General features: G+C 56.3%; 22 protein-coding genes. 11 read left to right on the top strand and 11 right to left on the bottom strand.

Annotated elements, in window-relative coordinates:
- Positions 1-55: 55 nt before the first annotated feature.
- The 5 genes from hslU to priA form a co-directional block, all read right to left on the bottom strand.
- Positions 56-1,387 (bottom strand): ATP-dependent protease ATPase subunit HslU, encoded by a 1,332-nt coding sequence (hslU, locus tag OGY62_RS00185; RefSeq protein WP_012133861.1) that lies wholly within the window; start codon positions 1,385-1,387, stop codon positions 56-58.
- Positions 1,388-1,396: 9 nt separating this feature from the next.
- Positions 1,397-1,927 carry an ATP-dependent protease subunit HslV gene (gene hslV, locus OGY62_RS00180; protein ID WP_012133860.1) on the bottom strand — a complete coding sequence of 177 codons (531 nt, stop codon included), beginning with the start codon at positions 1,925-1,927 and terminating at the stop codon, positions 1,397-1,399.
- A gap of 91 nt (positions 1,928-2,018) precedes the next feature.
- Positions 2,019-3,023 carry a cell division protein FtsN gene (ftsN, locus tag OGY62_RS00175; protein WP_024130660.1) on the bottom strand — a complete coding sequence of 335 codons (1,005 nt, stop codon included), beginning with the start codon at positions 3,021-3,023 and terminating at the stop codon, positions 2,019-2,021.
- An 86-nt stretch (positions 3,024-3,109) separates the two neighbouring features.
- The gene (cytR, locus tag OGY62_RS00170; RefSeq protein ID WP_012133858.1) at positions 3,110-4,135 is read right to left on the bottom strand and encodes a DNA-binding transcriptional regulator CytR; all 1,026 of its coding nucleotides are present in this window, start codon (positions 4,133-4,135) and stop codon (positions 3,110-3,112) included.
- A gap of 155 nt (positions 4,136-4,290) precedes the next feature.
- Positions 4,291-6,489, bottom strand: coding sequence for a primosomal protein N' (gene priA, locus OGY62_RS00165; RefSeq protein WP_115615270.1), 2,199 nt, complete (start codon positions 6,487-6,489; stop codon positions 4,291-4,293).
- Between the two features lie 206 nt (positions 6,490-6,695).
- Between priA and rpmE the strand changes: the two genes are divergently transcribed.
- Positions 6,696-6,908 (top strand): 50S ribosomal protein L31, encoded by a 213-nt coding sequence (rpmE, locus tag OGY62_RS00160; RefSeq protein ID WP_024130659.1) that lies wholly within the window; start codon positions 6,696-6,698, stop codon positions 6,906-6,908.
- 117 nt (positions 6,909-7,025) lie between these two features.
- Here rpmE and metJ read toward each other — a convergent pair whose 3' ends face one another.
- Positions 7,026-7,343 (bottom strand): met regulon transcriptional regulator MetJ, encoded by a 318-nt coding sequence (gene metJ / locus OGY62_RS00155; RefSeq protein ID WP_012133855.1) that lies wholly within the window; start codon positions 7,341-7,343, stop codon positions 7,026-7,028.
- 267 nt (positions 7,344-7,610) lie between these two features.
- On the opposite strand from metJ, the gene metB reads away from it, so the two are divergent.
- Both metB and metL read left to right on the top strand, forming a co-directional pair.
- On the top strand, positions 7,611-8,771 hold the full coding sequence (metB, locus tag OGY62_RS00150) for a cystathionine gamma-synthase (RefSeq protein WP_110494827.1): 1,161 nt from the start codon (positions 7,611-7,613) through the stop codon (positions 8,769-8,771).
- A 2-nt stretch (positions 8,772-8,773) separates the two neighbouring features.
- Complete coding sequence (gene metL / locus OGY62_RS00145) at positions 8,774-11,206, top strand: bifunctional aspartate kinase/homoserine dehydrogenase II (protein ID WP_060815949.1); 2,433 nt, start codon at positions 8,774-8,776, stop codon at positions 11,204-11,206.
- Between the two features lie 80 nt (positions 11,207-11,286).
- Here metL and OGY62_RS00140 read toward each other — a convergent pair whose 3' ends face one another.
- Positions 11,287-11,658 carry a carboxymuconolactone decarboxylase family protein gene (locus tag OGY62_RS00140; protein ID WP_286458836.1) on the bottom strand — a complete coding sequence of 124 codons (372 nt, stop codon included), beginning with the start codon at positions 11,656-11,658 and terminating at the stop codon, positions 11,287-11,289.
- Between the two features lie 91 nt (positions 11,659-11,749).
- Between OGY62_RS00140 and OGY62_RS00135 the strand changes: the two genes are divergently transcribed.
- From OGY62_RS00135 to katG, 3 genes are all read left to right on the top strand, one after another.
- The gene (locus tag OGY62_RS00135) at positions 11,750-12,658 is read left to right on the top strand and encodes a LysR family transcriptional regulator (RefSeq protein WP_286458834.1); all 909 of its coding nucleotides are present in this window, start codon (positions 11,750-11,752) and stop codon (positions 12,656-12,658) included.
- 157 nt (positions 12,659-12,815) lie between these two features.
- Positions 12,816-13,706 carry a methylenetetrahydrofolate reductase gene (metF, locus tag OGY62_RS00130; RefSeq protein ID WP_012133849.1) on the top strand — a complete coding sequence of 297 codons (891 nt, stop codon included), beginning with the start codon at positions 12,816-12,818 and terminating at the stop codon, positions 13,704-13,706.
- Positions 13,707-13,868: 162 nt separating this feature from the next.
- Positions 13,869-16,049 (top strand): catalase/peroxidase HPI, encoded by a 2,181-nt coding sequence (gene katG, locus OGY62_RS00125; protein WP_115182250.1) that lies wholly within the window; start codon positions 13,869-13,871, stop codon positions 16,047-16,049.
- Between the two features lie 98 nt (positions 16,050-16,147).
- Here the strand turns inward: katG and gldA are convergent, their stop codons facing one another.
- From gldA to ptsP, 3 genes are read right to left on the bottom strand one after another with little or no spacing between them, the layout of a single operon-like run.
- Positions 16,148-17,251, bottom strand: coding sequence for a bifunctional L-1,2-propanediol dehydrogenase/glycerol dehydrogenase (gene gldA / locus OGY62_RS00120; protein WP_012133847.1), 1,104 nt, complete (start codon positions 17,249-17,251; stop codon positions 16,148-16,150).
- A gap of 12 nt (positions 17,252-17,263) precedes the next feature.
- On the bottom strand, positions 17,264-17,926 hold the full coding sequence (gene fsa, locus OGY62_RS00115; RefSeq protein ID WP_200076291.1) for a fructose-6-phosphate aldolase: 663 nt from the start codon (positions 17,924-17,926) through the stop codon (positions 17,264-17,266).
- A gap of 11 nt (positions 17,927-17,937) precedes the next feature.
- On the bottom strand, positions 17,938-20,439 hold the full coding sequence (gene ptsP, locus OGY62_RS00110) for a phosphoenolpyruvate--protein phosphotransferase (RefSeq protein WP_286458833.1): 2,502 nt from the start codon (positions 20,437-20,439) through the stop codon (positions 17,938-17,940).
- Between the two features lie 308 nt (positions 20,440-20,747).
- Here ptsP and OGY62_RS00105 point away from each other — a divergent pair, with 308 nt between their 5' ends.
- The 5 genes from OGY62_RS00105 to OGY62_RS00085 all read left to right on the top strand — a co-directional run bounded on the left by OGY62_RS00105 (position 20,748) and on the right by OGY62_RS00085 (position 25,774).
- The gene (locus tag OGY62_RS00105; protein ID WP_012133843.1) at positions 20,748-21,827 is read left to right on the top strand and encodes a PTS fructose transporter subunit EIIC; all 1,080 of its coding nucleotides are present in this window, start codon (positions 20,748-20,750) and stop codon (positions 21,825-21,827) included.
- Between the two features lie 14 nt (positions 21,828-21,841).
- Positions 21,842-22,162 carry a PTS fructose-like transporter subunit IIB gene (locus OGY62_RS00100; RefSeq protein ID WP_024130658.1) on the top strand — a complete coding sequence of 107 codons (321 nt, stop codon included), beginning with the start codon at positions 21,842-21,844 and terminating at the stop codon, positions 22,160-22,162.
- A 112-nt stretch (positions 22,163-22,274) separates the two neighbouring features.
- Positions 22,275-24,572, top strand: a complete 2,298-nt coding sequence (locus OGY62_RS00095) for a formate C-acetyltransferase (RefSeq protein WP_153257998.1) — start codon at positions 22,275-22,277, stop codon at positions 24,570-24,572.
- Entirely contained in the window at positions 24,538-25,416 is an 879-nt protein-coding gene (locus tag OGY62_RS00090) for a [formate-C-acetyltransferase]-activating enzyme (protein WP_134769895.1), read from the top strand. Before OGY62_RS00095 ends, OGY62_RS00090 begins: the two co-directional genes overlap by 35 nt.
- Before the next feature lies 1 nt (position 25,417).
- Positions 25,418-25,774, top strand: coding sequence for a PTS fructose-like transporter subunit IIB (locus tag OGY62_RS00085; protein ID WP_112001499.1), 357 nt, complete (start codon positions 25,418-25,420; stop codon positions 25,772-25,774).
- Here the strand turns inward: OGY62_RS00085 and OGY62_RS00080 are convergent.
- On the bottom strand, positions 25,761-26,621 hold the full coding sequence (locus OGY62_RS00080) for an AraC family transcriptional regulator (protein ID WP_049008124.1): 861 nt from the start codon (positions 26,619-26,621) through the stop codon (positions 25,761-25,763). The genes OGY62_RS00085 and OGY62_RS00080 overlap by 14 nt on opposite strands.
- Between the last annotated feature and the right edge of the window lie 86 nt (positions 26,622-26,707).

The following is a 26,707-nucleotide window of genomic DNA, read 5'->3' as shown; positions in this document are numbered from 1 at the left end:
ATAAAAATGGGGCTTTTCAGCCCCATCAACAGTGATGAAAATGCATTGAACGCGATTATAGGATAAAACGACTCAGATCTTCATCTGCGACCAGCGCATCCAGATGTTTGCTCACATATTCCGCATCAATTGTTATGCTCTGACCATTCAGATCGCTGGCGTCATAGGAGATATCTTCCATCAGACGTTCCAGAACGGTATGCAGACGACGCGCACCGATGTTTTCGGTGGTTTCGTTTACCTGCCATGCCGCTTCGGCAATGCGTTTGATGCCGGACTCGGTAAACTCGATGTCCACGCCTTCGGTCGCCATCAGCGCTTTGTACTGAACGGTAACGGACGCGTTCGGCTCGGTGAGAATGCGTTCGAAATCTTCAGTTGTCAGCGCTTTCAGCTCAACGCGAATCGGCAGACGCCCCTGCAACTCGGGGATCAGATCAGACGGTTTCGCCACCTGGAACGCGCCGGAGGCGATAAACAGGATGTGGTCGGTTTTCACCATACCGTGCTTGGTAGAGACGGTGCAGCCTTCTACCAGCGGCAGCAGGTCGCGCTGTACGCCTTCGCGGGAAACGTCCGGGCCAGAGGATTCGCCGCGTTTACAGATTTTGTCGATTTCGTCGATAAACACGATTCCGTGCTGTTCAACGGCGTCGATGGCTTCCTGTTTCAGCTCTTCCGGGTTCACCAGTTTGGCCGCTTCTTCTTCAATCAACAGCTTCATCGCGTCTTTGATTTTCAGCTTACGCGGTTTTTGTTTCTGGCCGCCCAGGTTCTGGAACATGGACTGCAACTGGCTGGTCATCTCTTCCATTCCCGGAGGCGCCATAATTTCAACGCCCATCGGTGCGGCTGCGAGATTGATCTCAATTTCTTTATCGTCGAGCTGGCCTTCACGCAGTTTTTTGCGGAATGCCTGGCGCGCGGCGGACGGCTCTTGCTGTTGCTCAGCCTGACCCCAGTTATTTTTCGCCGGAGGGATCAGCGCGTCGAGAATACGCTCTTCCGCCATTTCTTCTGCGCGGTAGCGGTTTTTCTCAATAGACTGAACGCGCACCATCTTGATCGCGGAGTCGGTCAGGTCGCGGATAATGGAATCCACTTCTTTACCCACATAACCGACTTCGGTGAATTTTGTCGCTTCAACTTTGATGAACGGCGCGTTGGCCAGTTTTGCCAGGCGACGCGCGATTTCGGTTTTACCTACGCCGGTCGGGCCGATCATCAGAATATTTTTTGGCGTCACTTCATGGCGCAGCTCTTCGTTGAGCTGCATGCGGCGCCAGCGGTTACGCAGAGCAATCGCCACGGAACGCTTGGCGTTGTCCTGGCCAATGATGTGCTTGTTCAGTTCGCTGACGATTTCGCGTGGGGTCATTTCAGACATGGGAGATCCTTACGCTTTAGACGGTAATTCTTCAATGGTGTGGAAGTGGTTGGTGTAAATGCAGATATCGCCTGCAATATCCAACGCCTTTTCAGCAATTTCGCGGGCGCCCAGTTCGGTATTTTCTAACAGTGCGCGTGCCGCAGCCTGGGCGTAGGGACCACCGGAGCCGATAGCAATCAGATCATTTTCCGGCTGTATGACATCGCCATTACCCGTGATGATCAGTGAAGCGGTTTCATCTGCGACGGCCAGCAGCGCTTCGAGCTTGCGTAGCATACGGTCGGTACGCCAGTCTTTCGCCAGTTCAACGGCGGCTTTGACCAGGTGGCCCTGATGCATTTCCAGTTTACGCTCAAACAGTTCGAACAGCGTGAATGCGTCTGCCGTTCCCCCTGCAAATCCCGCAATGACTTTATCGTTGTACAGACGGCGAACTTTCTTCACGTTGCCTTTCATTACGGTATTGCCCAGTGTGGCCTGACCATCACCGGCGATTACCACATGGCCGTTACGGCGTACGCTTACTATTGTTGTCACGAGCAGACCCCTTGGTTACAAATGCAGAATACAGGCCCCGCACGCGGTACGGGGCATAATGCAAATATAAATGGGGGGGATTTTGGGGGTTTCAACCCCCGGAGGCGAGTCGAATGCAGTTTGTGTGGCCCGCCATCTTCAGGCGGTTAAGGGTGCTGTCTGCATTCTCTTTGCCTTTGACTGGGCCGATGACCACACGATTCCACCCGTTGTTGGTGGTGATTTTGGAGTCAAAGCCTTCAAAAGCCAACTGGGCGCGCACGGTTTCCGCTTGCTCGGCGCCTTTGAAGGAGCCGCATTGCACCATCCAGCGACGTTCATCTTTTTTCTCTGCCGTCTGTTTTGGCGCTTCAGGTTCACGCGCGATCGGCGCGGCCTGCTGCGTTTTAGGCTGAGAAGTCGTGGTGTGCGCAGGCGTCTGCAACAGGTCCTGATAAGGCTGCTGGGATGTCGTCTGCTTCGGCTGCTGCGTCTGGCGTGGCTGCTGTGCAGGTGCAGTCTGCGCCGTACGCGGTTGCTGCTGTGGCTGTTGGTACGGTTGCTCCGTCACGCGTGGCTGCGTACGCGGCTGTTGAACCGGCTGGGTGTTAGCCCACTGCTGCTGTTGTACCTGCTGCTGTGCCTGACGCTGGCGCTGCAATGTCTGCTGACGCTGTTCAGGCGTCTGTTCGTTCCACGGCACTTCGTTAAGCTGGGTCGGCTGCTGGCGCATATCCGCCTGCATTTGCGCCAGTAGCTGACGCTGCTCGCTGGTGAGCTGCTCCGGGTTCATCACTTCGCCGCCCGCAGAAGGCTCGGTTGGCGCACGCACGCCCGGCTGGCGGCTTTCCAGCTCTTTAATGTAGCGCCAGCGCTCTTCCGGCTTCGGCGGCAGCCCGTTGCCGGTCACTTTCTGGCTTTGCAGCGTTTCGGACTCTTCTTTTTTGTGATGAGTAATGAAGTACAGACCCCCGATAAAGGCCACAAGGACAGCCGCCGCAATAGCGACCATTGCGGGTGAAACCGCAGGCGTGTTGCGTTGCTTTTTCCGTGAGGTGCTCTTTTTGCGCCGCGAAGGTGCCGGTTGACCGCGACGTACATAATCTCGTTGTGCCACTATCGTTTCGCTGTATTTATTCGTTCGTCAGCCCGCCATGTTACTTAAGCGGCGGGCTTTTGACCAGATAGGTGAGTCTTAAAGGTTTAAGTTAAGGCTCGCGTCGAACCACGAATAATTAACTCGCAGTCCAGCAAGCGCGAGCCGCTGCTGACATTTTGCCCCTGTAGCTGGTCGAGCAAGAGCAGCATTGCTTCGCGCCCGATATCGAAGCGCGGCTGTGAAACCGTCGTCAGAGGCGGGTCGCAAAATTCCGCCAGCGCAATGTTATCAAAGCCAATGATGGACAGATCGTCAGGGACTTTCAGACCATGACGCTTGGCCCAGGAGAGCGCGCCGAGCGCCATAACGTCGCTGTGACAGAACACGGCGGTCGGAGGCTGCGGAAGCGCAAGCAGCTGTTGCAGCGCGTGACCGCCCGCCTCGTAGGTGAAATCGCCCCGGGCGATATAATGCGGGTCGACGGTAATGCCGCAGCGACGCAGCGCCTGCACATAGCCTTGCAGACGGTAGTGGCACAGCGGCATCTCCTCCGGCCCGGCAATGCATCCGATACGCTGGTGCCCCTGTTCATGCAGATAATTTACGGCGTTAAAGGCCGCAGTCAGGTTATCAATATGAACGGTAGGCAGCTCCAGCTCCGGCGCGAATTCGTTGGCCATCACCATCGGCGGCAGATTTCGTTGCTCTTCAATGCTGGCGTCGAACGGCAGGCGTGAACCGAGCAATAACATGCCATCAATTTGTTTGGTGATGATCAAATTGATAAAGGTCTTTTCTTGCTGATTCTGGTGCGCGCAGTCACCAATCAACACCAGATATCCGTGGCTTGCGGCGGTAACCTCAATGCCCCGGATGATTTCACTGAAAAAGGGATCACAAATATCCGGGACGATCACCAGGATGGTGCGTGATTCATTCCGTTTGCTATTTCGCCCCATTGATTGCGGTAAATATCCCACCTCCATCGCCGCCTGTTCAACCCGGTTACGGGTCGACTGGGAGACTTTATCCGGGTTCATTAACGCACGGGACACGGTTGCTGTTGAGACTTTCGCCTTCATAGCAACATCTTTCATTGTAGCGGCAGCAACCTGTTTCTTCGGTTTCACACTCTCTCCTCGCCTGGGAAATCAGGCGCAGAACTATCCTTGTTTAACTCACATCGAAAACATTTTTATCAGATAGTTAATGGAAGCGGTTACAGAATTTTCATAAAAAGTGTGATGGATATTTAATTTTACGATCCGCCTCGCATCGTGACCCGTTATCCCTCAATGGGATCGACATCCAGCACCCATTTAACCTTGCGGGATTCGGGTAGCGTATTGATGAGCGCCAGCGTGCCGCTGACGATATGTTGCAGACGAATTCGCGACGGATGCTGCAACAAAATTTGCCAACGGTAGCGGCCGCCGCGTTTTGGCGCGAGCGCAGGCACCGGGCCTAATACCCAGAGCTTGTCATCCGCAAGCGGGCTGGCCTGAATCAGATTACGCAGCTGTTGCAGGAACACCGGCGCCTGCTGGTTGTTATGATCTTCTGCCCGCACAATCACATGGCTGGTCCACGGCGGAAGTTGCAGCGTTTGCCGCTCGGCCAGCGCCTGTTCAGCAAAAGCGTCATAGCCTTTGTGCAGCAAGGTTTGCAGCAAAGGGTGCTCTGGATGGTGGGTCTGCAATACCACCTCGCCCTGTTTTCCGGCGCGTCCGGCGCGGCCGGAAACCTGAGTGTAAAGCTGGGCAAAACGTTCCGCCGAACGGAAATCCGCCGAGAACAGCGCGCCGTCAACGTCCAGCAGCGCCACCAGGGTAACGTCCGGGAAATGGTGCCCTTTCGCCAGCATTTGCGTGCCGATCAAAATGCGCGCGCCGCCGCGATGGACTTCCGCCAGATGCTGCTCCAGCGCGCCTTTACGGCTGGTGGTGTCGCGGTCGATGCGCGAGACCGGCACGCCGGGAAAGAAGGGCGCCAACGCCTGCTCAAGCTGTTCTGTCCCTAACCCGACCGGCACCATATGCGTGGAGCCGCAGGAAGGGCACTGACGCGGTATCGGGCGCTGGCTGTCGCAATGGTGACAGCGCAGGTGGTGTTGCGCCTGGTGCAACGTGTAATAGTGATCGCAGCGCGGACATTCGGCAATCCAGCCGCAGTCGTGGCATAACAGCGCAGGAGCAAATCCCCGGCGGTTAAGGAAGAGAATGACCTGGTTATCTGCCTGCAGGTGCTGATGCATACGGGCGATAAGCGCGGGAGCCAGCCCGGCCTGGATCTTCTGGCTTTTTAAATCCAGCACATGCTGGAGGGCAGGGCGTGCGTTGCCTGCCCGGCGCGTCAGGCGCAGCATGCGGTACTTTTTTTGTCGCACGTTGCATAACGTCTCCAGCGCCGGTGTTGCCGAGCCGAGAATAATCGGGATTTGTTCGCTGTGAGCGCGGTATACCGCCAGGTCGCGGGCGTGGTAACGCCAGCCTTCCTGCTGCTTATAGGAGCTATCATGCTCTTCGTCGATCACAATGACGCCGAGGTTTTTAAACGGCGTAAACAACGATGAGCGGGTGCCGATGACAATCGCCGCCTCGCCGTTTTTGGCTTTCAGCCAGGCTGAGAGACGTTCGCTGTCATTTAACCCGGAGTGCAGAACTTCGACGGGGGCGTTGAAGCGCTCGCGAAAGCGGGCGATGGTTTGCGGCGTCAGGCCAATTTCCGGCACCATCACCAGCGCCTGTTTGCCCTGAGCGAGGACGTTTTCCAGTACGCTGAGATAGACCTCTGTTTTACCGGAACCCGTAACGCCCGCCAGCAGCCAGGCAGAAAAGCTGTCCGACGCGCTGTGGATGGCGCCAACGGCGGTGGCCTGTTCGGTATTGAGACGCAGCCGATCGCCACAGACGGCGTAATGAGTGCGCCAGTCGCTAAAGCCGGGCGTTTCGCTCGCCAGCTCGCACAGTCCTTTTTTACGCAGCGCCTGGAGCGCCGCGTCATTAAATTCAAGATCCGCCACCTGGTCGCGCCAGATCTTCCCCTGCCGCAGCGCGGCCAGCGCCTGTTGCTGTTTAGGCGAGCGCTTCAGGCTATTGAGATCGATAGCGTGGCCGTCTTCGGTGGCGAACCAGTACCACATCGGCGCGTTGCTGGCGGGTTTCCCCTGGCGCAGCAAAATCGGTAGAGCGTGAAACAGAACGTCACCCATTGGATGGTGGTAGTAATCCGCCGCCCAAAGCAGCAAACGCCAGACGGAGGGGGAAAAGACCGGCTCGCTGTCCAGTACCTCAACGACCGCTTTCAGTTCGTTAAGCGGCAGTTCGCTTTGCTCGCTGACCGACACCACAATCCCGACGCGTTCCTGCTGTTTGCCAAACGGCACGCGCACCCGACACCCGGCTTTGACGGTCATGCCTTCTGGCAAGAGATAGTCAAAGGTGCGGGGTAGCGGAACGGGCAAGGCAACGTGCGCGACGGGCATGTAATCATCCTGGCTGACTTGAATTCTGGCGGGTTAGTATACACATTGTGATGAGGGAGCGCGGATCAGTTTGCATACGCTGGTCAAATTCTGTATGATTCGCCGCCTTTGATACACATTTGTATCATCGACCTATACTATCAACATCGCGTGGTGTCTGGCGTTAGGGCTGGAAGAGCGACGCGGCCTTAAACCGAGGTTTCCCCATGAAAAAAGATATTCACCCGAAATACGAAGAAATTACTGCAAACTGCTCTTGCGGTAATGTCATCAAAATCCGCTCTACTGCAGGTCACGACCTGAACCTGGACGTGTGCGGTAAATGCCACCCGTTCTACACTGGCAAACAGCGTGATGTTGCTACCGGTGGCCGTGTTGACCGCTTCAACAAGCGTTTCAGCATCCCGGGCAGCAAATAAGTTATTGCTGTCAAAGAAAAAAGCGCCGAAAGGCGCTTTTTTTGTCTTTGCCTGATGGCGTTGACGCTTATCAGTACCTGCGATACTGAATCCTTCCGCCGCTATCCGGCAAAAAAATCAATACTCCCACGTATCCGGGTCGATCCCCAGTTCACGCATGATGATTTTGGCCTCTTCCGGTATTTCATCACTGCGCTCTTTACGCAAGTCTTCATCGTTCGGCAATGGTTGCCCGGTAAAGGCATGCAGAAACGCTTCACACAGCAGTTCGCTGTTGGTGGCGTGACGCAGGTTGTTCACCTGACGACGCGTGCGTTCATCGGTGAGGATTTTTAACACCTTCAGAGGAATGGAAACCGTAATCTTTTTGACTTGCTCACTCTTCTTACCGTGCTCAGCGTATGGGCTGATATATTCGCCGCTCCATTCAGCCATGAGATACCTTTAATCTTCTCGTCATTAGTTAAGGGCCAGAATCGTCGTGCCTGGCCGTAATCCCGCATAGTTTACCGTACAGGCGATATCGTGACACGGGTTAAGCGTCTGTAGATGTGCGCTAATGCATATAATTTTAACGGCTATTTCCAGTTTGCTCAATCTATACGCAAAGAAGTTTAGATGTCCAGATGTATTGACGTCTATTGTAACAATGTTTACTCTGGTGCCTGACTTTTCACCGATTCAGCCCAGGAACTTCTCAACATGACGCGTAAACAGGCCACCATCGCAGTGCGTAGCGGGTTAAATGACGACGAGCAGTACGGTTGCGTTGTCCCGCCGATTCACCTTTCCAGCACCTATAACTTCACTGGTTTTAATGAACCTCGCGCCCATGACTATTCGCGACGTGGAAATCCGACGCGTGATGTAGTTCAGCGCGCGCTGGCGGAGCTGGAGGGCGGTACGGGCGCGGTGCTGACCAATACCGGGATGTCGGCCATTCTGCTGGTGACGACCGTGTTCCTGAAGCCGGGCGATCTGCTGGTGGCGCCGCACGACTGCTACGGCGGCAGCTATCGTCTGTTTGACAGCCTGGCGAAGCGGGGCTGTTATCGCGTGCTGTTTGTCGATCAAGGCGATGAGCAGGCGCTGAAAGCGGCGCTGGCGGAAAAACCGAAGCTGGTGCTGGTGGAAAGCCCCAGTAATCCGTTGTTACGCGTGGTGGATATTGCGAAAATCTGCCAGCTGTCGCGAGAAGCGGGCGCGGTGAGCGTTGTGGACAACACGTTTTTAAGCCCTGCGCTGCAAAATCCGCTGGCGTTGGGCGCCGATCTGGTGTTGCATTCATGCACGAAATATTTAAACGGCCATTCGGATGTGGTGGCTGGCGTGGTGATTGCGAAAGATCCAGAGATTGTCACCGAACTGGCATGGTGGGCCAATAATATTGGCGTCACCGGCGGCGCGTTTGATAGCTATCTGCTGCTACGTGGGCTGCGTACTCTGGCGCCGCGAATGGACGTGGCCCAGCGTAATGCCCAGGCCATTGTGGACTATCTGCAAACCCAGCCGCTGGTGAAAAAACTGTACCATCCGTCGCTGCCGGATAATCAAGGGCACGAGATTGCCGCGCGCCAGCAAAAAGGCTTTGGCGCAATGTTGAGTTTTGAACTGGATGGCGATGAGCAGACGCTGCGTCGTTTCCTGGGCGGGCTGTCATTGTTTACGCTGGCGGAATCCTTAGGGGGTGTTGAAAGCCTGATCTCCCACGCCGCAACGATGACACATGCAGGCATGTCGCCAGAAGCGCGTGCTGCCGCCGGAATTTCAGAGACGCTGCTGCGTATCTCCACCGGTATTGAAGATGGCGAAGATTTAATTGCCGACCTGGAAAATGGCTTCCGGGCTGCAAACAAGGGGTAAACATGAGTGTGATTGCGCAGGCAGGGGCGAAGGGTCGTCAACTGCATAAATTTGGTGGCAGTAGTCTGGCAGACGTGAAATGTTATCTGCGTGTCGCAGGCATTATGGCGGAGTACTCGCAGCCTGACGATATGATGGTTGTTTCCGCCGCCGGTAGTACCACCAACCAGTTGATTAGCTGGCTGAAGTTAAGCCAGACCGACCGCCTCTCCGCGCATCAGGTGCAACAGACGTTACGCCGCTATCAGAGCGATCTGATCAGCGGGCTGCTTCCCGCCGACGTTGCGGATGGCCTGATCAGCGCTTTCATTAGCGATCTGGAGCGTCTTGCCGCGCTGCTCGACAGCGGCGTGACCGATGCCGTTTATGCCGAAGTCGTCGGGCACGGCGAGATCTGGTCTGCGCGTCTGATGTCCGCAGTGCTGAATGAGCAAGGACTGGCGTCGGCATGGCTGGACGCGCGTGAGTTTTTACGCGCTGAACGCGCCGCACAGCCGCAGGTAGATGAAGGTCTCTCTTACCCGTTACTGCAACAACTGCTGGTGCAGCATCCGGGCAAACGTCTGGTCGTTACCGGTTTTATCAGTCGCAGCAATGCGGGCGAAACGGTGCTGCTGGGCCGTAACGGTTCTGACTATTCCGCCACGCAAATTGGCGCGCTGGCGGGTGTTTCCCGTGTCACCATCTGGAGCGATGTGGCTGGGGTTTACAGCGCCGACCCGCGTAAAGTGAAAGATGCCTGCCTGCTGCCGCTGCTGCGTCTGGATGAAGCCAGCGAGCTGGCGCGTCTGGCCGCGCCGGTTCTGCACGCCCGTACCCTACAGCCGGTTTCCGGCAGCGATATCGATTTGCAGTTGCGCTGTAGCTACACGCCGGATCAGGGGTCCACGCGCATTGAACGCGTGCTGGCGTCCGGCACCGGGGCGCGTATCGTCACCAGCCATGATGACGTTTGCCTGATTGAATTTCAGGTGCCCGCCAGCCAGGACTTTAAACTGGCCTGGAGAGACGTCGACCAGATTCTGAAACGGGCGCAGGTGCGTCCGTTGGCGGTTGGCGTGCATAACGATCGCCATCTGCTGCAATTCTGCTACACCTCTGAAGTCGCTGATAGCGCATTAAAAATTCTTGATGAAGCGGGTCTGCCGGGCGAATTGCGCCTGCGTCAGGGGCTGGCGCTGGTCGCGATGGTTGGCGCTGGCGTCACCCGTAACCCGCTGCACTGCCACCGCTTCTGGCAACAGCTGAAAGGCCAGCCGGTTGAATTTACCTGGCAGTCGGAAGAGGGGATCAGCCTGGTGGCCGTACTGCGCACCGGCCCGACCGAAAGCCTGATTCAGGGGCTGCACCAGTCTATTTTCCGCGCGGAAAAACGCATCGGCCTGGTGCTGTTTGGCAAAGGCAACATCGGTTCCCGCTGGCTGGAACTGTTTGCCCGCGAGCAGAGCACGCTCTCCGCGCGTACCGGGTTTGAATTCGTCCTGGCGGGCGTGGTGGATAGCCGTCGCAGCCTGCTGAACTACGAAGGGCTGGATGCCAGCCGTGCGCTGGCGTTCTTCAATGACGAAGCGATTGAGCAGGATGAAGAGTCGCTGTTCCTGTGGATGCGCGCTCACCCGTATGACGATCTGGTGGTTCTGGATGTCACCGCCAGCGAGCAACTGGCCGATCAGTATCTTGATTTCGCCAGCCACGGCTTCCACGTCATCAGCGCCAATAAACTGGCGGGGGCGAGCACCAGCGATAAATATCGCCAGATCCACGACGCGTTCGAAAAAACCGGGCGTCACTGGCTGTATAACGCGACCGTCGGCGCGGGCCTGCCGATCAACTATACGGTGCGCGATCTGATTGACAGTGGCGATGCCATTCTGTCGATCAGCGGAATCTTCTCCGGCACGCTGTCGTGGCTGTTCCTGCAATTTGACGGTTCCATACCGTTTACCGATCTGGTGGATCAGGCCTGGCAGCAGGGGCTGACCGAGCCGGACCCGCGCGTTGATCTTTCTGGTAAAGATGTGATGCGCAAGCTGGTGATTCTGGCGCGTGAAGCGGGTTACGACATCGAACCGGACCAGGTGCGCGTTGAATCGCTGGTGCCCGCACACTGCGAAGAGGGATCTGTCGATCACTTCTTTGAAAATGGCGATGAGCTGAATGAGCAGATGGTACAGCGTCTGGAAGCCGCTCGTGAAATGGGGCTGGTGCTGCGCTACGTGGCGCGTTTCGACGCCAACGGTAAAGCGCGCGTTGGCGTTGAAGCGGTGCGCCCGGAACATCCGCTGGCGGCGCTGCTGCCGTGCGATAACGTCTTTGCCATCGAAAGCCGTTGGTATCGCGACAATCCGCTGGTGATCCGCGGGCCGGGAGCCGGTCGTGACGTCACCGCCGGGGCGATTCAGTCGGATATCAACCGCCTGGCGCAGCTGCTGTAGTGTTTGTTGCCGGATGGCGCTGCGCTTATCCGGCCTACGGAACATGTAGGCCAGATAAGGCAACGCCGCCATCCGGCGCTTCACCGAGTCGCAAACACCTCTTTTGCGGCGAACAGACCGTTCAGCGCAGCCGGAAAACCGGCATAAACCGCCATCTGCATTATCACTTCGATAATTTCCTCCTGCGTTAACCCCACATGTCGCGCGGCGGCAATGTGTACCTTCAACTGCGGCGTGGCGTTGCCCAGCGCGGTTAACGCGGCGACGGTTGCGATTTCCCGACTGCGTAAATCCAGCCCTGGCCGGGAATAGATATCGCCAAACGGAAATTCGATCGGATAGCGGGCAAAATCTGGCGCAACGTCTTGCAAACTTTCGATCACCGCATCGCCACCCTTGCCATCCACCTGTTGCAGCATTTTCTGACCGGTAATAAAGCGTTCTGAATGCATAGTGTATTCCTCGTTTGTCTGGAGTCTGTGGCGTGAGGATAGGGGGTGCGGAATGATTTGGATAATACCGTTTCCGTGATACCTTTTCGGTATGACAACATCCCCTCTGCACTCTCTGGATATCCGCCTGCTACGCTACTTTGCCGTGGTGGCGGAAGAGAACAATATGAGCCGCGCGGCACAGCGACTGTTTATGTCGCAACCGCCGCTGAGCCGCCATATTCGCCAGCTTGAAGAACGTCTGGGGGTGACGCTTTTTGTCCGTCATACTCGTGGACTTACGCTGACGGATGAGGGTCTGCGCGCGCTGGAAATCGTCCGCCCGCTACTGGCGCAGCAGGACAAAACGTATGCTGCGCTGAATCAACTGGCGCAAACCGGCGCGCAATCGCTGCGTTTAGGGCTGAGCACCGCGTTTGAGCAGGGGATTTTTGCCCCCCTGGAGGCGCAGCTGAATACGCGTGTGGAGAGGCTGCATATTGTGCGTCATGGTTCGCCTGAACTGGTACGCCAGGTGCGTCGGGGGAAACTGGATGCGGCGCTGGTGGCACTGCCGCTTGAGGCCACAGGGTTAACCGTCACGCCGCTCGACTGGCAAGAACCGTTGATTGCCGCATTACCCTCCGTCTGGCCGGAAGCGAGCCTGACGTCGCTCTCCTTAACTGCGCTTAACCACCGCCCGCTGTTCTGGTTCAAACGGGAACGTAATCCGGCCTTTTTTGACTACACCCGGCACATTTTCCGTCGCGCTGGTTACGCCCCCTCCAGCCTTGAAGAACCGCTGGAACATGATGTGCTGCTCGCGCGAATCGCCCACGGCGATGGCCTGAGTTTGCTCCCGGGCTCGTTTGCCGCTATTCAGCGCCAGGGCGTGATATTCCGCGCACTTAGCGACACTGAATTACGTATTCGTGCCGGGCTGGTGATGCTGCCTGAGAACGCTGTACGGTTGCGGTGGTTAAATACGCTTGCGATGCAATCCTTCATCATTTCGGACTGATTTGAATTTTTTTCACGTTGTCTGAGTATTCCTCACCTTTAACAGTGATTTTTCTGTTGACGGCATCCCACTTTTCGGTCATTTTTACATCCAGACGTCTAAACGGATAGATGTTCACAACACAACATATAATGACATGCGATTGATGAGGTAAGGTATGAGCTTTTTTCACGCCAACCAGCGGGAAGCCCTGAATCAGAGCCTGGCGGAAGTTCAGGGTCAGATTAATGTTTCGTTCGAGTTTTTCCCGCCGCGCACCAGTGAAATGGAGCAAACCCTGTGGAACTCTATCGATCGACTGAGCAGCCTGAAACCGAAGTTTGTCTCCGTGACCTACGGCGCCAACTCCGGTGAGCGCGACCGTACGCATAGCATCATCAAAGGCATTAAAGAGCGTACGGGCCTGGAAGCCGCGCCGCACCTGACCTGCATCGACGCCACCCGCGATGAACTGCGTACCATTGCCCAGGATTACTGGAATAACGGTATCCGCCATATTGTTGCCCTGCGCGGCGACCTGCCGCCGGGGAGCGGCAAGCCGGATATGTATGCCGCTGACCTGGTCAGCTTACTGAAAGAGGTTGCCGATTTTGATATCTCCGTCGCCGCTTACCCGGAAGTCCACCCGGAAGCGAAAAGCGCGCAGGCGGATCTGCTCAACCTGAAACGCAAAGTCGATGCTGGCGCTAACCGCGCAATTACCCAGTTTTTCTTCGATGTGGAAAGCTACCTGCGTTTTCGCGATCGCTGCGTCTCTGCGGGCATTGATGTCGAAATTATTCCGGGCATTCTGCCGGTCTCCAACTTTAAGCAGGCGAAGAAATTTGCTGATATGACTAACGTGCGCATTCCGGCGTGGATGTCACAGATGTTTGACGGCCTGGATGACGATGCGGAAACCCGTAAGCTGGTTGGGGCGAATATCGCGATGGACATGGTGAAGATCCTGAGCCGTGAAGGCGTGAAAGATTTCCACTTCTACACCCTGAACCGCGCTGAAATGAGTTACGCCATTTGCCACACGTTGGGTGTGCGGCCCGGCCTGTAACATGATTAGCCCTCTTCGGAGGGCTTTTTTATGCACATTTTGATCTGACGCCTGATACATAAATTTAAAAGATATTAGCTATCGAATCTGTGGGTTATTTCAACTATATCTTATCGTTGGTGATGTATATCGTAACGATAACACTGTAGAGGGAGCATATAGATGAGCATGTCTGACGATACCCATAATTCATTGTCTACCGGGAAGTGCCCTTTCCATCAGGGCAGCCACGACCGTAGCGCGGGTGCTGGCACCAGCAGCCACGACTGGTGGCCTAACCAACTCCGTGTAGATCTTCTGAATCAGCACTCCAACCGTTCGAACCCGCTGGGTGAGGACTTCGACTACCGCAAAGAATTTAGCAAACTCGACTATTCCGCCCTGAAAGGGGACCTTAAAGCTCTCCTGTCCGATTCTCAGCCGTGGTGGCCTGCGGACTGGGGCAGCTATGCCGGTCTGTTTATTCGTATGGCATGGCATGGCGCGGGCACTTATCGTTCCGTCGACGGGCGCGGCGGCGCCGGACGCGGGCAGCAGCGTTTTGCACCGCTGAACTCCTGGCCGGACAACGTCAGCCTGGATAAGGCGCGTCGTCTGCTGTGGCCTGTCAAGCAGAAATATGGCCAGAAAATCTCCTGGGCCGACCTGTTTATTCTGGCGGGTAACGTGGCGCTGGAGAACTCCGGTTTCCGTACGTTCGGTTTTGGCGCCGGGCGTGAAGATGTGTGGGAACCGGATCTTGATGTGAACTGGGGGGATGAGAAAGCCTGGCTGACGCACCGTCATCCCGAAGCGCTGGCGAAAGCGCCGTTAGGCGCTACCGAAATGGGGCTTATCTACGTTAACCCGGAAGGGCCGGATCACAGCGGTGAACCGCTTTCCGCCGCTGCGGCTATCCGCGCGACGTTCGGCAATATGGGCATGAACGACGAAGAAACCGTGGCGCTGATTGGCGGTGGTCACACGCTGGGTAAAACCCACGGTGCGGCGGCGGCGTCCCATGTTGGCGTTGATCCAGAAGCCGCGCCGATTGAATTGCAGGGGCTGGGCTGGAGCAGTGACTACGGCAGCGGCGTAGGCGGCGATGCGATTACCTCGGGCCTGGAAGTGGTCTGGTCGCAGACGCCGACCCAGTGGAGTAATTACTTCTTCGAAAACCTGTTCAAATACGAGTGGGTGCAGACGCGCAGCCCGGCGGGCGCGATCCAGTTCGAAGCGGTTGATGCGCCAGAAATCATTCCCGATCCGTTCGATCCGTCGAAGAAACGTAAACCCACCATGCTGGTGACTGACCTGACGCTGCGTTTCGATCCAGAATTCGAGAAAATTTCCCGCCGTTTCCTCAACGATCCGCAGGCGTTTAACGAAGCATTCGCCCGCGCATGGTTCAAACTGACGCACAGGGATATGGGGCCAAAAGCGCGCTATATCGGACCGGAAGTACCGAAAGAAGATCTGATTTGGCAGGACCCGCTGCCGCAGCCGGTATTTAATCCGAGCCAGGAAGACATCGTCAACCTGAAGGCCGCGATTGCCGCGTCCGGGCTTTCCGTCAGCGAACTGGTGTCGGTTGCATGGGCATCTGCGTCAACCTTCCGTGGCGGCGATAAACGTGGCGGCGCCAACGGCGCTCGCCTGGCTTTAGCGCCGCAGCGAGACTGGGATGTGAACGCCGCTGCGGCGCGCGTTCTGCCGGTTCTGGAAGAGATTCAGAAATCGTCCGGGAAGGCGTCTCTGGCCGATATCATCGTCCTTGCGGGCGTCGTCGGTGTGGAGCAGGCAGCAAGTGCGGCGGGCGTCAGCATCAGCGTGCCGTTCGCGCCGGGCCGTGTGGATGCACGTCAGGATCAGACGGATATCGAGATGTTTGAGCTTCTCGAACCGATCGCAGACGGCTTCCGTAACTATCGTGCACGGCTTGATGTGTCGACCACCGAGTCACTGCTGATTGATAAAGCGCAGCAGCTGACGCTGACTGCGCCGGAGATGACGGCGCTGGTGGGTGGGATGCGTGTTCTGGGCGCTAACTTTGATGGCAGCCAGAATGGCGTGTTTACCGACCGCCCGGGCGTACTCAGCAATGATTTCTTTGTGAATCTGCTGGATATGCGTAACGAGTGGAAAGCGGCGGACGAATCGAAAGAGCTGTTCGAAGGCCGCGATCGCCTGAGCGGTGAGGTGAAATTTACGGCTACCCGCGCAGACTTGGTATTCGGTTCTAACTCGGTACTGCGTGCCCTGGCAGAAGTTTACGCCAGCAGCGATGCGCGTGAGAAATTTGTGAAGGATTTCGTCGCAGCATGGGTGAAAGTGATGAACCTGGATCGTTTCGATCTGCTGTAAGCCATCTCAGTAAAATGTGTAAGCCGGATGAGCGTCAGCGCCATCCGGCAAATAAAAAAAGCCCGCACGATCTGCGGGCTTTTTGTCTCTCCTGACCGTTATTCCCACTCTTGCAGGAAACGCTGACCATACTGGTCGGCAACCAGCAGGGCGGCGTAAACCTGATCCGGCGTGGCGCCGCCAGGCATGTTGTGAATGGTTTCGCCTTCCGCGCAGGAGGCTTCCGCCACCGTGCGCATCTTCGCCGGAATATCCTGCTTAATATCCAGTTGCGCCAGCGTGATCGGCAGGCCAACGGAATGGCACAACGCCGCAGCGGTTTCGATCTCTTCAACCGGCGCGTTTTCCAGTACCAGTTGCGTCAGCGTGCCGAACGCCACTTTCTCACCGTGATAGTAGTGATGCGCGTCTGGAATCGCCGTCAGGCCGTTATGTATGGCATGCGCCGCCGCCAGACCGCCGCTTTCAAAACCGACGCCGCTCAGGTAAGTGTTGGCTTCAATCACGCGTTCCAGCGCCGGCGTGACGACATGCTGCTCAGCCGCCAGCATGGCCTTTTCACCCTCTTCGATCAGCGTGTTATAGCACAACTCCGCCAGCGCGAGCGCCGCCTGTGTACACTTGCCGCCCGCCATCGTGGTCGCGCCGCTGCGTGAACAGGCGCGCGCTTCAAACCAGGTCGCCAGCGCATCGCCAATACCGGCAGCCAGCAGACGCGCGGGCGCGCCCGCAACGATTTTGGTATCAACAATCACCATATTCGGGTTACGCGGCAGCATCAGATAGCGTTCAAACTCGCCTGCATCGGTGTAAATCACGGAAAGCGCGCTACAGGGGGCATCGGTAGAGGCGATGGTCGGCGCGATAGCGACCGGGACATCCATAAAGTGGGCCAGCGCTTTCGCGGTATCCAGCGTTTTGCCGCCGCCGATGCCGAGAACGGCGCCGCACTGCGCTTTATCTGCGACGATACGCAGACGATCGATTTCATTTTGCGAACATTCGCCGCCAAATGGCGCGATTTCCAGAGCCAGCCCGGCATCCTGGAAGCTTTTCTCCAGCGCGGACTGGGCAAAATTTAAGACAAACTTGTCTCCGACCACCAGCCAGCGTTCGGCCAGGGGTTTGAGATATTCTCCAAGACGTGTGATGACATCTGCACCCTGGATGTATTTACCAGGAGATTGAATAATGTGGTCCATACTTTATTTCCCTCACAGGTTGATGTGGCCAAATGCGTTATTCCAGTCTTGCTCAAACTTCCCTATAGCTGACTCTACCGCAGGGGTATTGAGCATTTGTTGAGCTACATCTAAAGGAAGGGTGATTGCTTCGCATCCTGCGAGTAAGCAATCCAGCGCCTGACGCGGCGTTTTAAAGCTGGCGGCCAGTACCATGCTGCCAGGCGCATGCATCTCCAGCAAGTTTTGCAGTTCCTGCACCATACGGATGCCGTCGCCGCCCTGGGCATCAACCCGATTGACATACGGGGCGACGTATTTTGCGCCTGCCAGCGCTGCCAGCAAGCCCTGCGCTGCGCTGTAGACAGCCGTCCCCAGCGTCGTAATACCTTCTTTTTTGAGCTGTTTGATCGCCGCCAGACCTTCGGCAGTGACCGGAATCTTCACCACAATACCGGGAATGGCATTGCTCAGGCGTTTGGCTTCTTCCACCATTCCTTGCGCATCGCGGCTCATCGTCTGGGCAAATAGCGTTCCCTCTTCGCCGATGGCTTTTTGCAGGCGAGGCAGTACATCCCAGATGGATTCTTTACTCGCCGCCACAATGCTTGGGTTGGTGGTGACGCCAGCAACAGGGAAGATGCGCGCCAGACGTTCGACTTCCGCGACGTTCGCGGTATCCAGATAGAGTTCCATTTTGCTCCCTCTTAGAGTTCAAGTTCATGTTGCAACAGGCTGGCAATTGCCTCGGCAGATGCGGCGTTGACCAGCGCGTTGCGGAATTCTTCGTGCATAATGCGGCGGGCCAGGCGTGAGAAAATGCGCATATGCTGGTCGCCTGCGGCGTGTTTGTTGAGTGTCAGCATGATGATGAACTGCGCATCGTCATCGCCCCAGCGTACCGGCGCTTTCAGACGCGCTACGCTGATGGTGGACTGCTCAATGTGTTCAGATTTGCTGTGTGGAATGGCGAAGCTAAACCCTAACCCGGTGGAGAACACGGCTTCACGCGCCCACAGGTCGGCCTCCAGCTTGCGCGGGTAGCGACAGCGGCTTGCCAGCAGCAGGTTGTCGGTCATCCCCTTGATCACCTCTTCTTTGCTGCGCCAGTCGCTATCAAGCGTGATGCACTGGGCGGTGACCAGCGGCGCGTCCTGCTGGGTCATGCGGAATTGCGCCAGCAGATGCTCCACTTCCAGCGAGGTGCGACAGGCTATCGCCTGATTCAGCAACTGGCGGCAGGCACGACTGTCGAGCTGCGCCATCCGCGCTTTAGCGGCAGGAATTGACGGCGCGCTCATGCTGATCTCGTCCAGCCCCAGTCCGACCAGCAGCGGCAACACTGACCCTTTCGCGCCGAGTTCACCGCACAGGCCAATCCATTTCCCCTGACGATGTACCGCCTGTACGGCGAAATCCAGCGCGCGCAGGAAGGCCGGATTCAGGCTGTTGTAGTGACGAGTGACTTTGGCGTTGTCGCGATCGACCGCCAGCAGGTATTGCGTCAGGTCATTGCTGCCAATACTGAAGAAATCAATTTCTTCACAGCACTGGTCGATGATGAACATCACCGATGGCACTTCCAGCATGATGCCGAGGGGGATCTTCTCATCAAATGGGATGTGCTCATTGCGTAACTGCTGTTTAGCCTCCGCCAGCTTCTCTTTGACCCACAGGATCTCTTCCATTGAGGAGATCATCGGGATCATGATTTTCAGGCTGCCGTGTGCGGAAGCGCGGAGGATCGATCGCAACTGCGTGGTAAACAGCGTGGCGTACTCTTCATAAATGCGTACGGCGCGATAGCCGAGGAACGGGTTGGCTTCCGCAGGAATGTTCAGATAATCAACGGGCTTGTCACCGCCGATATCCATCGTGCGCACAATAATGCTACGGCCCTGTGCGGACTCCAGCGCCTGGCAAAAAATGTTGTACAGCTCGTTCTCGCAAGGTGCGCTGGTTCTGTCCATATACAGCATTTCTGTACGGAACAGACCAACCGCTTCCGCGCCGTTGCCGAATGCCGCTTGCGCTTCGACGGAGTGCGCAATGTTGGCGGCCACTTCCATACGGATACCGTCGGCAGTGCGCGCTTGTTGGGTCAGCCAGATACGCTGTTGCTCGCGTAAAGCGTCCTGCACGCGGGCTTCCTGTTGGTAGTAACGGGTGACGGGTTCATCTGGCGCAACGACAATCGCACCGGCGTTGCCGTCGATATAGACCGTCTGGTGCAGCCACGGCGTTAGCGCCTCAATATCCACGCCAACCAGCGTGGGAATGTTGAATGAGCGGGCAAGAATAACCGTGTGCGAAGTCGTACCGCCGCTTTTTAACAACAAGCCTTTGAGGAACGTTTTATCCAGTTCGAGGAACTGGCTTGGGGTGAGTTCATCGGCCATACAGACGGTGGGTTGGGTCAGTTTGCCAGGCGCCGGGAAGCGTTGTTCGCCATAAATTTGTTGCAGGAGCTGGAAGCAGACGTCGCGTACGTCCAGCGCGCGTTCCTGTAAATAGCGGCTGCTGGAACGGGCAAACTCATCACAAAAGTGCCCGGCGCTTTCGACTATCGCCTGCGCGCAGCTTAAACCGCGCGCAACGCCTGCCAGCAAATGTTGGCGCAGGGAAGTGTCGCCTGCCAGCGAACGGTGGGCTTCCAGAATAGCGCTGGTGGCGCCGTCGCTGTCGAGCTGGCGGAACGCAATATTCTTTATCAGCAGCGTTAAGCCGTTATCCAGCGCAGATTGCTCGGTCTCTATATCACTGGCAGCAGGGAGTTCGCCGAGCGTATTGAGATCCAGCGAGGAGAGCTGCGTCAGAACGCCGCCCGCGCTGCCGGTGCAGACGGCGCGGGCGCGAAAAAACAGCGGGTTCAGGTTTGTCAGCGACGCCGGAAGCGGCTCCAGCTCACTGTTTTTGATCTCCGCCAGAGGCGCATCGCAAAGGGGGAATTCATCGCGCAGCCATTGGCTCAGGCGCTGGTGGGCATCCTGTTCGTCCGTACCTGAAATCAATAACTGACAGGCGTCGCCTGCCAGCGTGTCGGTGCCAATCAGCGCCAGCGCGCTTTTGGCGTTGCCTTTACGGTCGGTGCGCAGGTTATGCCACTCAATGTGTGAGGTAAAGGTATTGCACAGCGTCTCAACGTGGCTTGCCGGGCGGGCGTGTACGCCATTGGGCAGCTCACAGGTAAATTCCACAATCAGGGCCATTGCCTTTCTCCCATAACGATTTTCTGGCTACAGGATAAAAGGGCGTTGCCGCATAGTGCCATGTGACAAAACTGCCAAACGCTGGACAAATGTAACATACACGTCAAATTGCGAGACACTTCACAAGTCGGAATACGGCATCTTATTTCTGAGGTTTGATAAGTTATGAGGCGGATCGCATTTTTGTACTGATATTACAAAAATCCAGTAAATGGCCTTTTTATCCACTGTCTGCGCCGCGTTGGATTGCCTATTGTTTGCCACAACAACGTTATGGATAGGGGCCTGAAGTGGCCCGGGAGCGACTTATGAAAGAGTTGGTGCAGATCCTGAAAAACACCCGTCAACATCTGATGACCGGTGTTTCGCATATGATCCCCTTCGTCGTAGCGGGTGGGATCTTGCTGGCGGTTTCCGTCATGCTGTATGGCAAAGGCGCTGTTCCCGATGCCGCGACCGATCCTAATCTCAAGAAGCTTTTTGATATTGGCGTCGCAGGGCTGACGCTGATGGTGCCTTTTCTCGCCGCCTATATCGGTTACTCCATTGCTGAACGTTCCGCGCTGGCGCCTTGCGCGATCGGCGCCTGGGTGGGCAACAGCTTTGGCGCCGGGTTCTTTGGCGCGCTCATCGCCGGGATTATCGGCGGTATCGTCGTGCATTATCTGAAGAAAATCCCGGTGCATAAGGTATTGCGCTCGGTGATGCCTATCTTCGTTATCCCTATCGTCGGCACCTTCATTACCGCAGGCATCATGATGTGGGGGCTGGGCGAACCGGTTGGCGCGTTAACCACCAGCCTGACCCAATGGCTGCAAGGAATGCAGCAGGGCAGCATCGTGCTGCTGGCGGTCATCATGGGGCTGATGCTGGCCTTCGATATGGGCGGCCCGATTAATAAAGTGGCCTACGCCTTCATGCTGATTTGCGTGGCGCAGGGCGTATACAGCGTGGTGGCGATTGCTGCGGTGGGTATCTGCGTTCCGCCGCTGGGTCTGGGCCTGGCAACGCTGGTTGGCCGTAAAAATTTCTCTTCTGAAGAACGTGAAGCCGGTAAAGCCGCGCTGGTAATGGGCTGCGTTGGGGTCACGGAAGGCGCGATTCCTTTCGCCGCCGCCGATCCGCTGCGCGTGATCCCGTCCATTATGGTTGGCTCTGCCTGTGGTGCGGTAACGGCTGCGCTGTTTGGCGCGCAGTGTTATGCCGGCTGGGGCGGGCTGATTGTTCTGCCGGTTGTGGAAGGGAAACTGGGTTATATCGCGGCAGTCGCTGTCGGGGCGGTAGTGACGGCAATCTGCGTTAACGTGCTGAAAAGTCTGGCGCGTAAGAAAGTGTCTCAGGTTGATGAGAAAGAAGACGACCTGGATTTAGAGTTTGAGATGAATTAAGTGAGGAATGAGCCATGACGAAGATTATCGCAGTAACAGCATGTCCTTCTGGTGTCGCACACACCTATATGGCGGCCGAAGCGCTGGAAAGCGCGGCCAAAGCGAAAGGCTGGGAAGTCAAAGTCGAGACCCAGGGCTCGATTGGTCTGGAAAACGAACTGACTGCGGCGGATGTGGCGGATGCGGATATGGTGATTCTGACCAAAGATATCGGCATCAAGTTTGAGGAACGCTTTGCGGGTAAAACCATTGTCCGCGTCAACATCAGCGATGCGGTAAAACGCGCCGATGCCATTATGAACAAAATTGACGCGCATCTTTCGCAAATTGCTTAACGTTAGAATGCCCGATGGCGCAAGCTTATCGAGCCTACGATGTTAATCCCCGTAGGCCCGATAAGGCGCTCACGCCGCCATCTGGCAACAAGCTTGCCTACAGGAGTTCCTCATGACGAATCGTACCCAGCGCCTTAAAGCCGCACTTTTCCAGAATAACCGTGAAATTTCGCTTGAGCGCGCGCAGCTGTATACCGCCAGCTATCAGCAGACAGAGGGAGAGCCGGTCATATTGCGTCGCGCTAAAGCGACGGCGTATATCCTTGAGCATGTTGAAATTTCGATTCGTGATGAGGAGCTGATTGCCGGGAACCGTACGGTGAAACCGCGGGCGGGGATTATGTCGCCGGAAATGGACCCGTACTGGTTACTTAACGAGTTAGATCAGTTCCCGACGCGTCCGCAGGACCGTTTTGACATCAGCGAGGACGATAAGCGCCTCTACCGCGAGGTGCTGTTCCCGTACTGGGAAAAACGGTCGATGAAGGATTTCATCAACGGCCAGATGACCGATGACGTGAAAGCCGCCGTCAGCACGCAGATTTTTAGCGTTAACCAGACGGATAAAGGGCAGGGGCACATTATTATTGATTACCCACGGCTGTTGAATCACGGTTTGGGCGAACTGGTGGCGCAAGTGCGGCAACACTGCCAGCAGCAGCCGGACAATCACTTTTACCAGGCGGCGTTGCTGCTGCTGGAGGCTTCGCAAGGCCATATTCTGCGTTACGCGACGCTGGCGGAGAAAATGGCGGAAAGCTGCCTGGATGCGCGTCGGCGTCAGGAGTTGCTCACCATTGCCGCGAACTCCCGACATAACATGCAGCACAAGCCGCAAACCTTCTGGCAGGCGTGCCAGCTGTTCTGGTACATGAACATCATTCTGCAATATGAGTCTAACGCCAGCTCGCTCTCGCTGGGGCGTTTTGACCAGTATATGCTGCCGTTTTATCAGGCATCGCTGAGCCAGGGCGAAGACCCGGCATTTTTAAAAGAACTCCTCGAATCGCTGTGGGTAAAATGTAACGACATCGTGCTGTTACGTTCGACCAGCAGCGCACGCTATTTTGCCGGATTCCCGACCGGTTACACCGCATTGCTTGGGGGATTGACGGAGAACGGACGCAGTGCGGTGAACGTGCTCTCTTTTCTCTGTCTTGATGCGTACCAGAATGTGCAACTGCCGCAGCCGAACCTTGGCGTGCGTACCAATGCGCTGATTGACACGCCCTTCCTGATGAAAACGGCGGAGACGATTCGCCTCGGCACCGGTATTCCGCAGATCTTTAATGATGAAGTGGTTGTGCCTGCGTTCCTGAACCGGGGTGTTTCGCTGGAGGACGCCCGTGATTACGCGGTAGTGGGGTGTGTGGAGCTGTCGATTCCGGGCAGAACCTACGGCCTGCACGACATCGCCATGTTCAACCTGCTGAAAGTGATGGAAATCAGCCTGTATGAGAATGAAGGAAGCCGCACGCTGACGTACGAAGATCTGTTGGCGTATATTCGCGCCAAAATCAGCCATTACATTACGCTGATGGTGGAAGGCAGTAATATTTGCGATATCGGCCACCGTGACTGGGCGCCGGTACCGCTGCTTTCCTCGTTTATCAGCGACTGCCTGGATAAAGGCCGTGATATTACCGATGGCGGCGCGCGTTATAACTTCTCTGGCGTACAGGGGATTGGCATTGCTAATCTGAGCGACTCCCTGCACGCGTTAAAAGGGCTGGTATTTGATCAGCAACGTTTACGTTTCGATGAGCTGCTGGCGGTGTTAAAGGCGAACTTTGCGACGCCGGAAGGTGAGCGAATCCGTGCCCGGCTGATTAACCGCTTCGAGAAATACGGTAATGATATTGATGATGTGGATAACATCAGCGCTGAACTGCTGCGCCATTACTGTAAAGAGGTGGAGAAATACCAGAACCCGCGCGGTGGGCAATTTACACCGGGTTCATACACCGTCTCCGCGCATGTGCCGCTGGGTTCGGTGGTGGGGGCGACGCCGGATGGCCGTTTTGCCGGGGAACAGCTGGCAGACGGCGGGTTGTCGCCAATGCTCGGCCAGGATATGCAGGGGCCGACGGCGGTACTGAAATCAGTAAGTAAACTGGATAACACGCTGCTTTCTAACGGTACGCTGCTCAACGTGAAGTTTACGCCCGCGACGCTGGAAGGTGAGGCCGGCTTGCGCAAACTGGCGGATTTTCTGCGCGCCTTTACCCAGCTTAAGCTACAGCATATTCAGTTTAACGTGTTGAATGCGGATACATTGCGTGAAGCGCAATTGCGCCCGCAGGATTTCGCCGGGCTGGTGGTGCGCGTGGCGGGTTACAGTGCCTTCTTTGTCGAGCTGTCGAAGGAGATCCAGGATGACATCATTCGCCGCACCGCGCATCAGCTGTAAGAATCTGGAAACGAGCGCTGATGATGTCGCACGTATTTTCAACATTCAGCGTTATTCGTTGAATGACGGGCAGGGAATTCGTACGGTGGTCTTTTTTAAAGGCTGCCCGCATACCTGTCCGTGGTGCGCCAATCCAGAGTCTATTTCGCCACGCATCGAAACGGTGCGGCGGGAGAGTCAATGTCTGCACTGCTCGCCCTGCTTGCGTGATGCGGATGAGTGCCCTTCCGGGGCGTTTGAACGTATCGGGCGCGATATTACGCTGGATGAACTGGAACGCGAGGTGATGAAAGACGAACTCTTTTTTCGCACCTCCGGCGGCGGCGTCACGCTTTCTGGCGGTGAAGTATTAATGCAGGCGGCGTTTGCCACACGGTTTTTGCAACGTCTGCGACGTTTCGGCATTTCCTGTGCGATTGAAACCGCAGGCGATGCGCCTGCCAGTCGGTTGCTACCGCTGGCTAAAGCGTGTGATGAAGTGCTGTTTGATTTAAAGATTATGGAGCCGCGCCGGGCGTATGAGGTGGTCAAAATGAATTTACCACGCGTGCTGGATAACCTGCGTTTACTGGTAAACGAGGGGATTACGGTCATCCCCCGTTTGCCGTTGATTCCGGGCTACACGCTCAACGTTGAGAATATGCAGCGTGCGTTGGCAGTGTTGCTATCGTCAGGGATTAATCAGGTGCACCTGCTACCGTTTCATCAGTATGGTGAAGCGAAATACCGTCTGCTTGGGCAGGCGTGGGCAATGAAAGATGTGCCTGTACCCTCGCCGCAAGAGGTGGCGGAAATGCAGGCGTTGGCAGAGCGAGCCGGGTTTCTGGTCACTGTGGGAGGTTAATATGACAGTCTCAACTGTACGTTATCTGGTTGCCGTTACCGCCTGCGTCAGCGGCGTGGCGCATACCTATATGGCCGCCGAACGCCTGGAGAAGCTCTGCCAGCAGGAAAAATGGAACATTAAAATTGAAACCCAGGGGGCGCTGGGCACGGAAAACCGCTTAACGGAGGAGGATATCAACCGGGCGGATGTTGTGTTGCTGATTACGGATATTGAACTGGCGGGCGCGGAGCGTTTTGTTCAGAGTCGGTATGTTCAGTCAGGAATTAACGCCTTTCTTCGCGAACCTCAGCGGGTGATGAGCGCCGTGCGTAAACTGCTCACCGCGCCGCAGCATACGCATCTTATTCTGGAGTAGCCTTCTTTTCCGTCAACTGGCTGTGGTACTGCCGACGGTATTCCGACGGAGAACGCTCCGTATTTTTACGAAACAGGCGGCAGAAATAGTTACTGTCGACAAATCCACAGGTGTGAGCCACTTCTTTGACTTTCAGATCGTAACCCTTCAGCAGCGTTTTCGCGTGTTCCAGCCGAGTGTGATTCAGATATTCGTTAAAGCCGATAGCGCCTGTTTTTTGAAACAGATGAGAAAGGTAGTTTGGCGAAATATAAAACGCCTGCGCCACCGATTCGCGGGTGAGCGGGGAAGCGTAACGCTCATCGATATAACTGCGAATCGCTTCAAAAAGCGCCTGACTCCGTGACGCCGTCTGGATTTGGCTACCCAGCAGATCGCGGCAGTGGCTCAACAGGCTGGCGACAATTAATCGGGCCGTCTGCTGTTCCTGCGGCTGCATCTGCATTTCATTGAGCGTTTGCAGCAGGAAGGAGCCAATACGTGGGCCTCGACGTGCGACATGCTGCTTCGCAAGATTCTGATATTGTTTGCCGTCCCAGTGAACAACGCTGAAACCTAATTGCTGCTTGCCAAACAGGATGCTGAGTGTGGTGACGGGCGTTTGCCACTGCGGGAAGTTCCAACTGCCTGCCGGAACATACAGAACGTCGCCAGCGATGAGCGTCACGGGCGCGGCCGGGATGCCTGTATCGGTGAACTCCCCCTCCAGCACCATCTCCAGGCGTGGAAAATCAACCTGATACGCCAGTTCGGGCGCCGTACCGCTGGTATTGGCGAAAAAAACCTGCCGCAGCGCCATAGGGCCGTTAATCAGACGGGAGAGAAGGTGGCTGACGTCGTGATACATGTTGATCCCTTGCAGAGCGCAGACAGAGGAAACAGTAACGTTGAACGTAAACCGCCTCAAGCGATAATTGCCGGATGGCGGTACAC

The organism is Citrobacter sp. CK198, from assembly GCF_030333295.1.
GTDB classification, from domain to species: Bacteria; Pseudomonadota; Gammaproteobacteria; order Enterobacterales; family Enterobacteriaceae; genus Citrobacter_B; species Citrobacter_B koseri.
The sequence above is the reverse complement of the archived record's forward strand: the minus strand, read 5'-3'. Positions and strand labels throughout refer to the sequence as shown.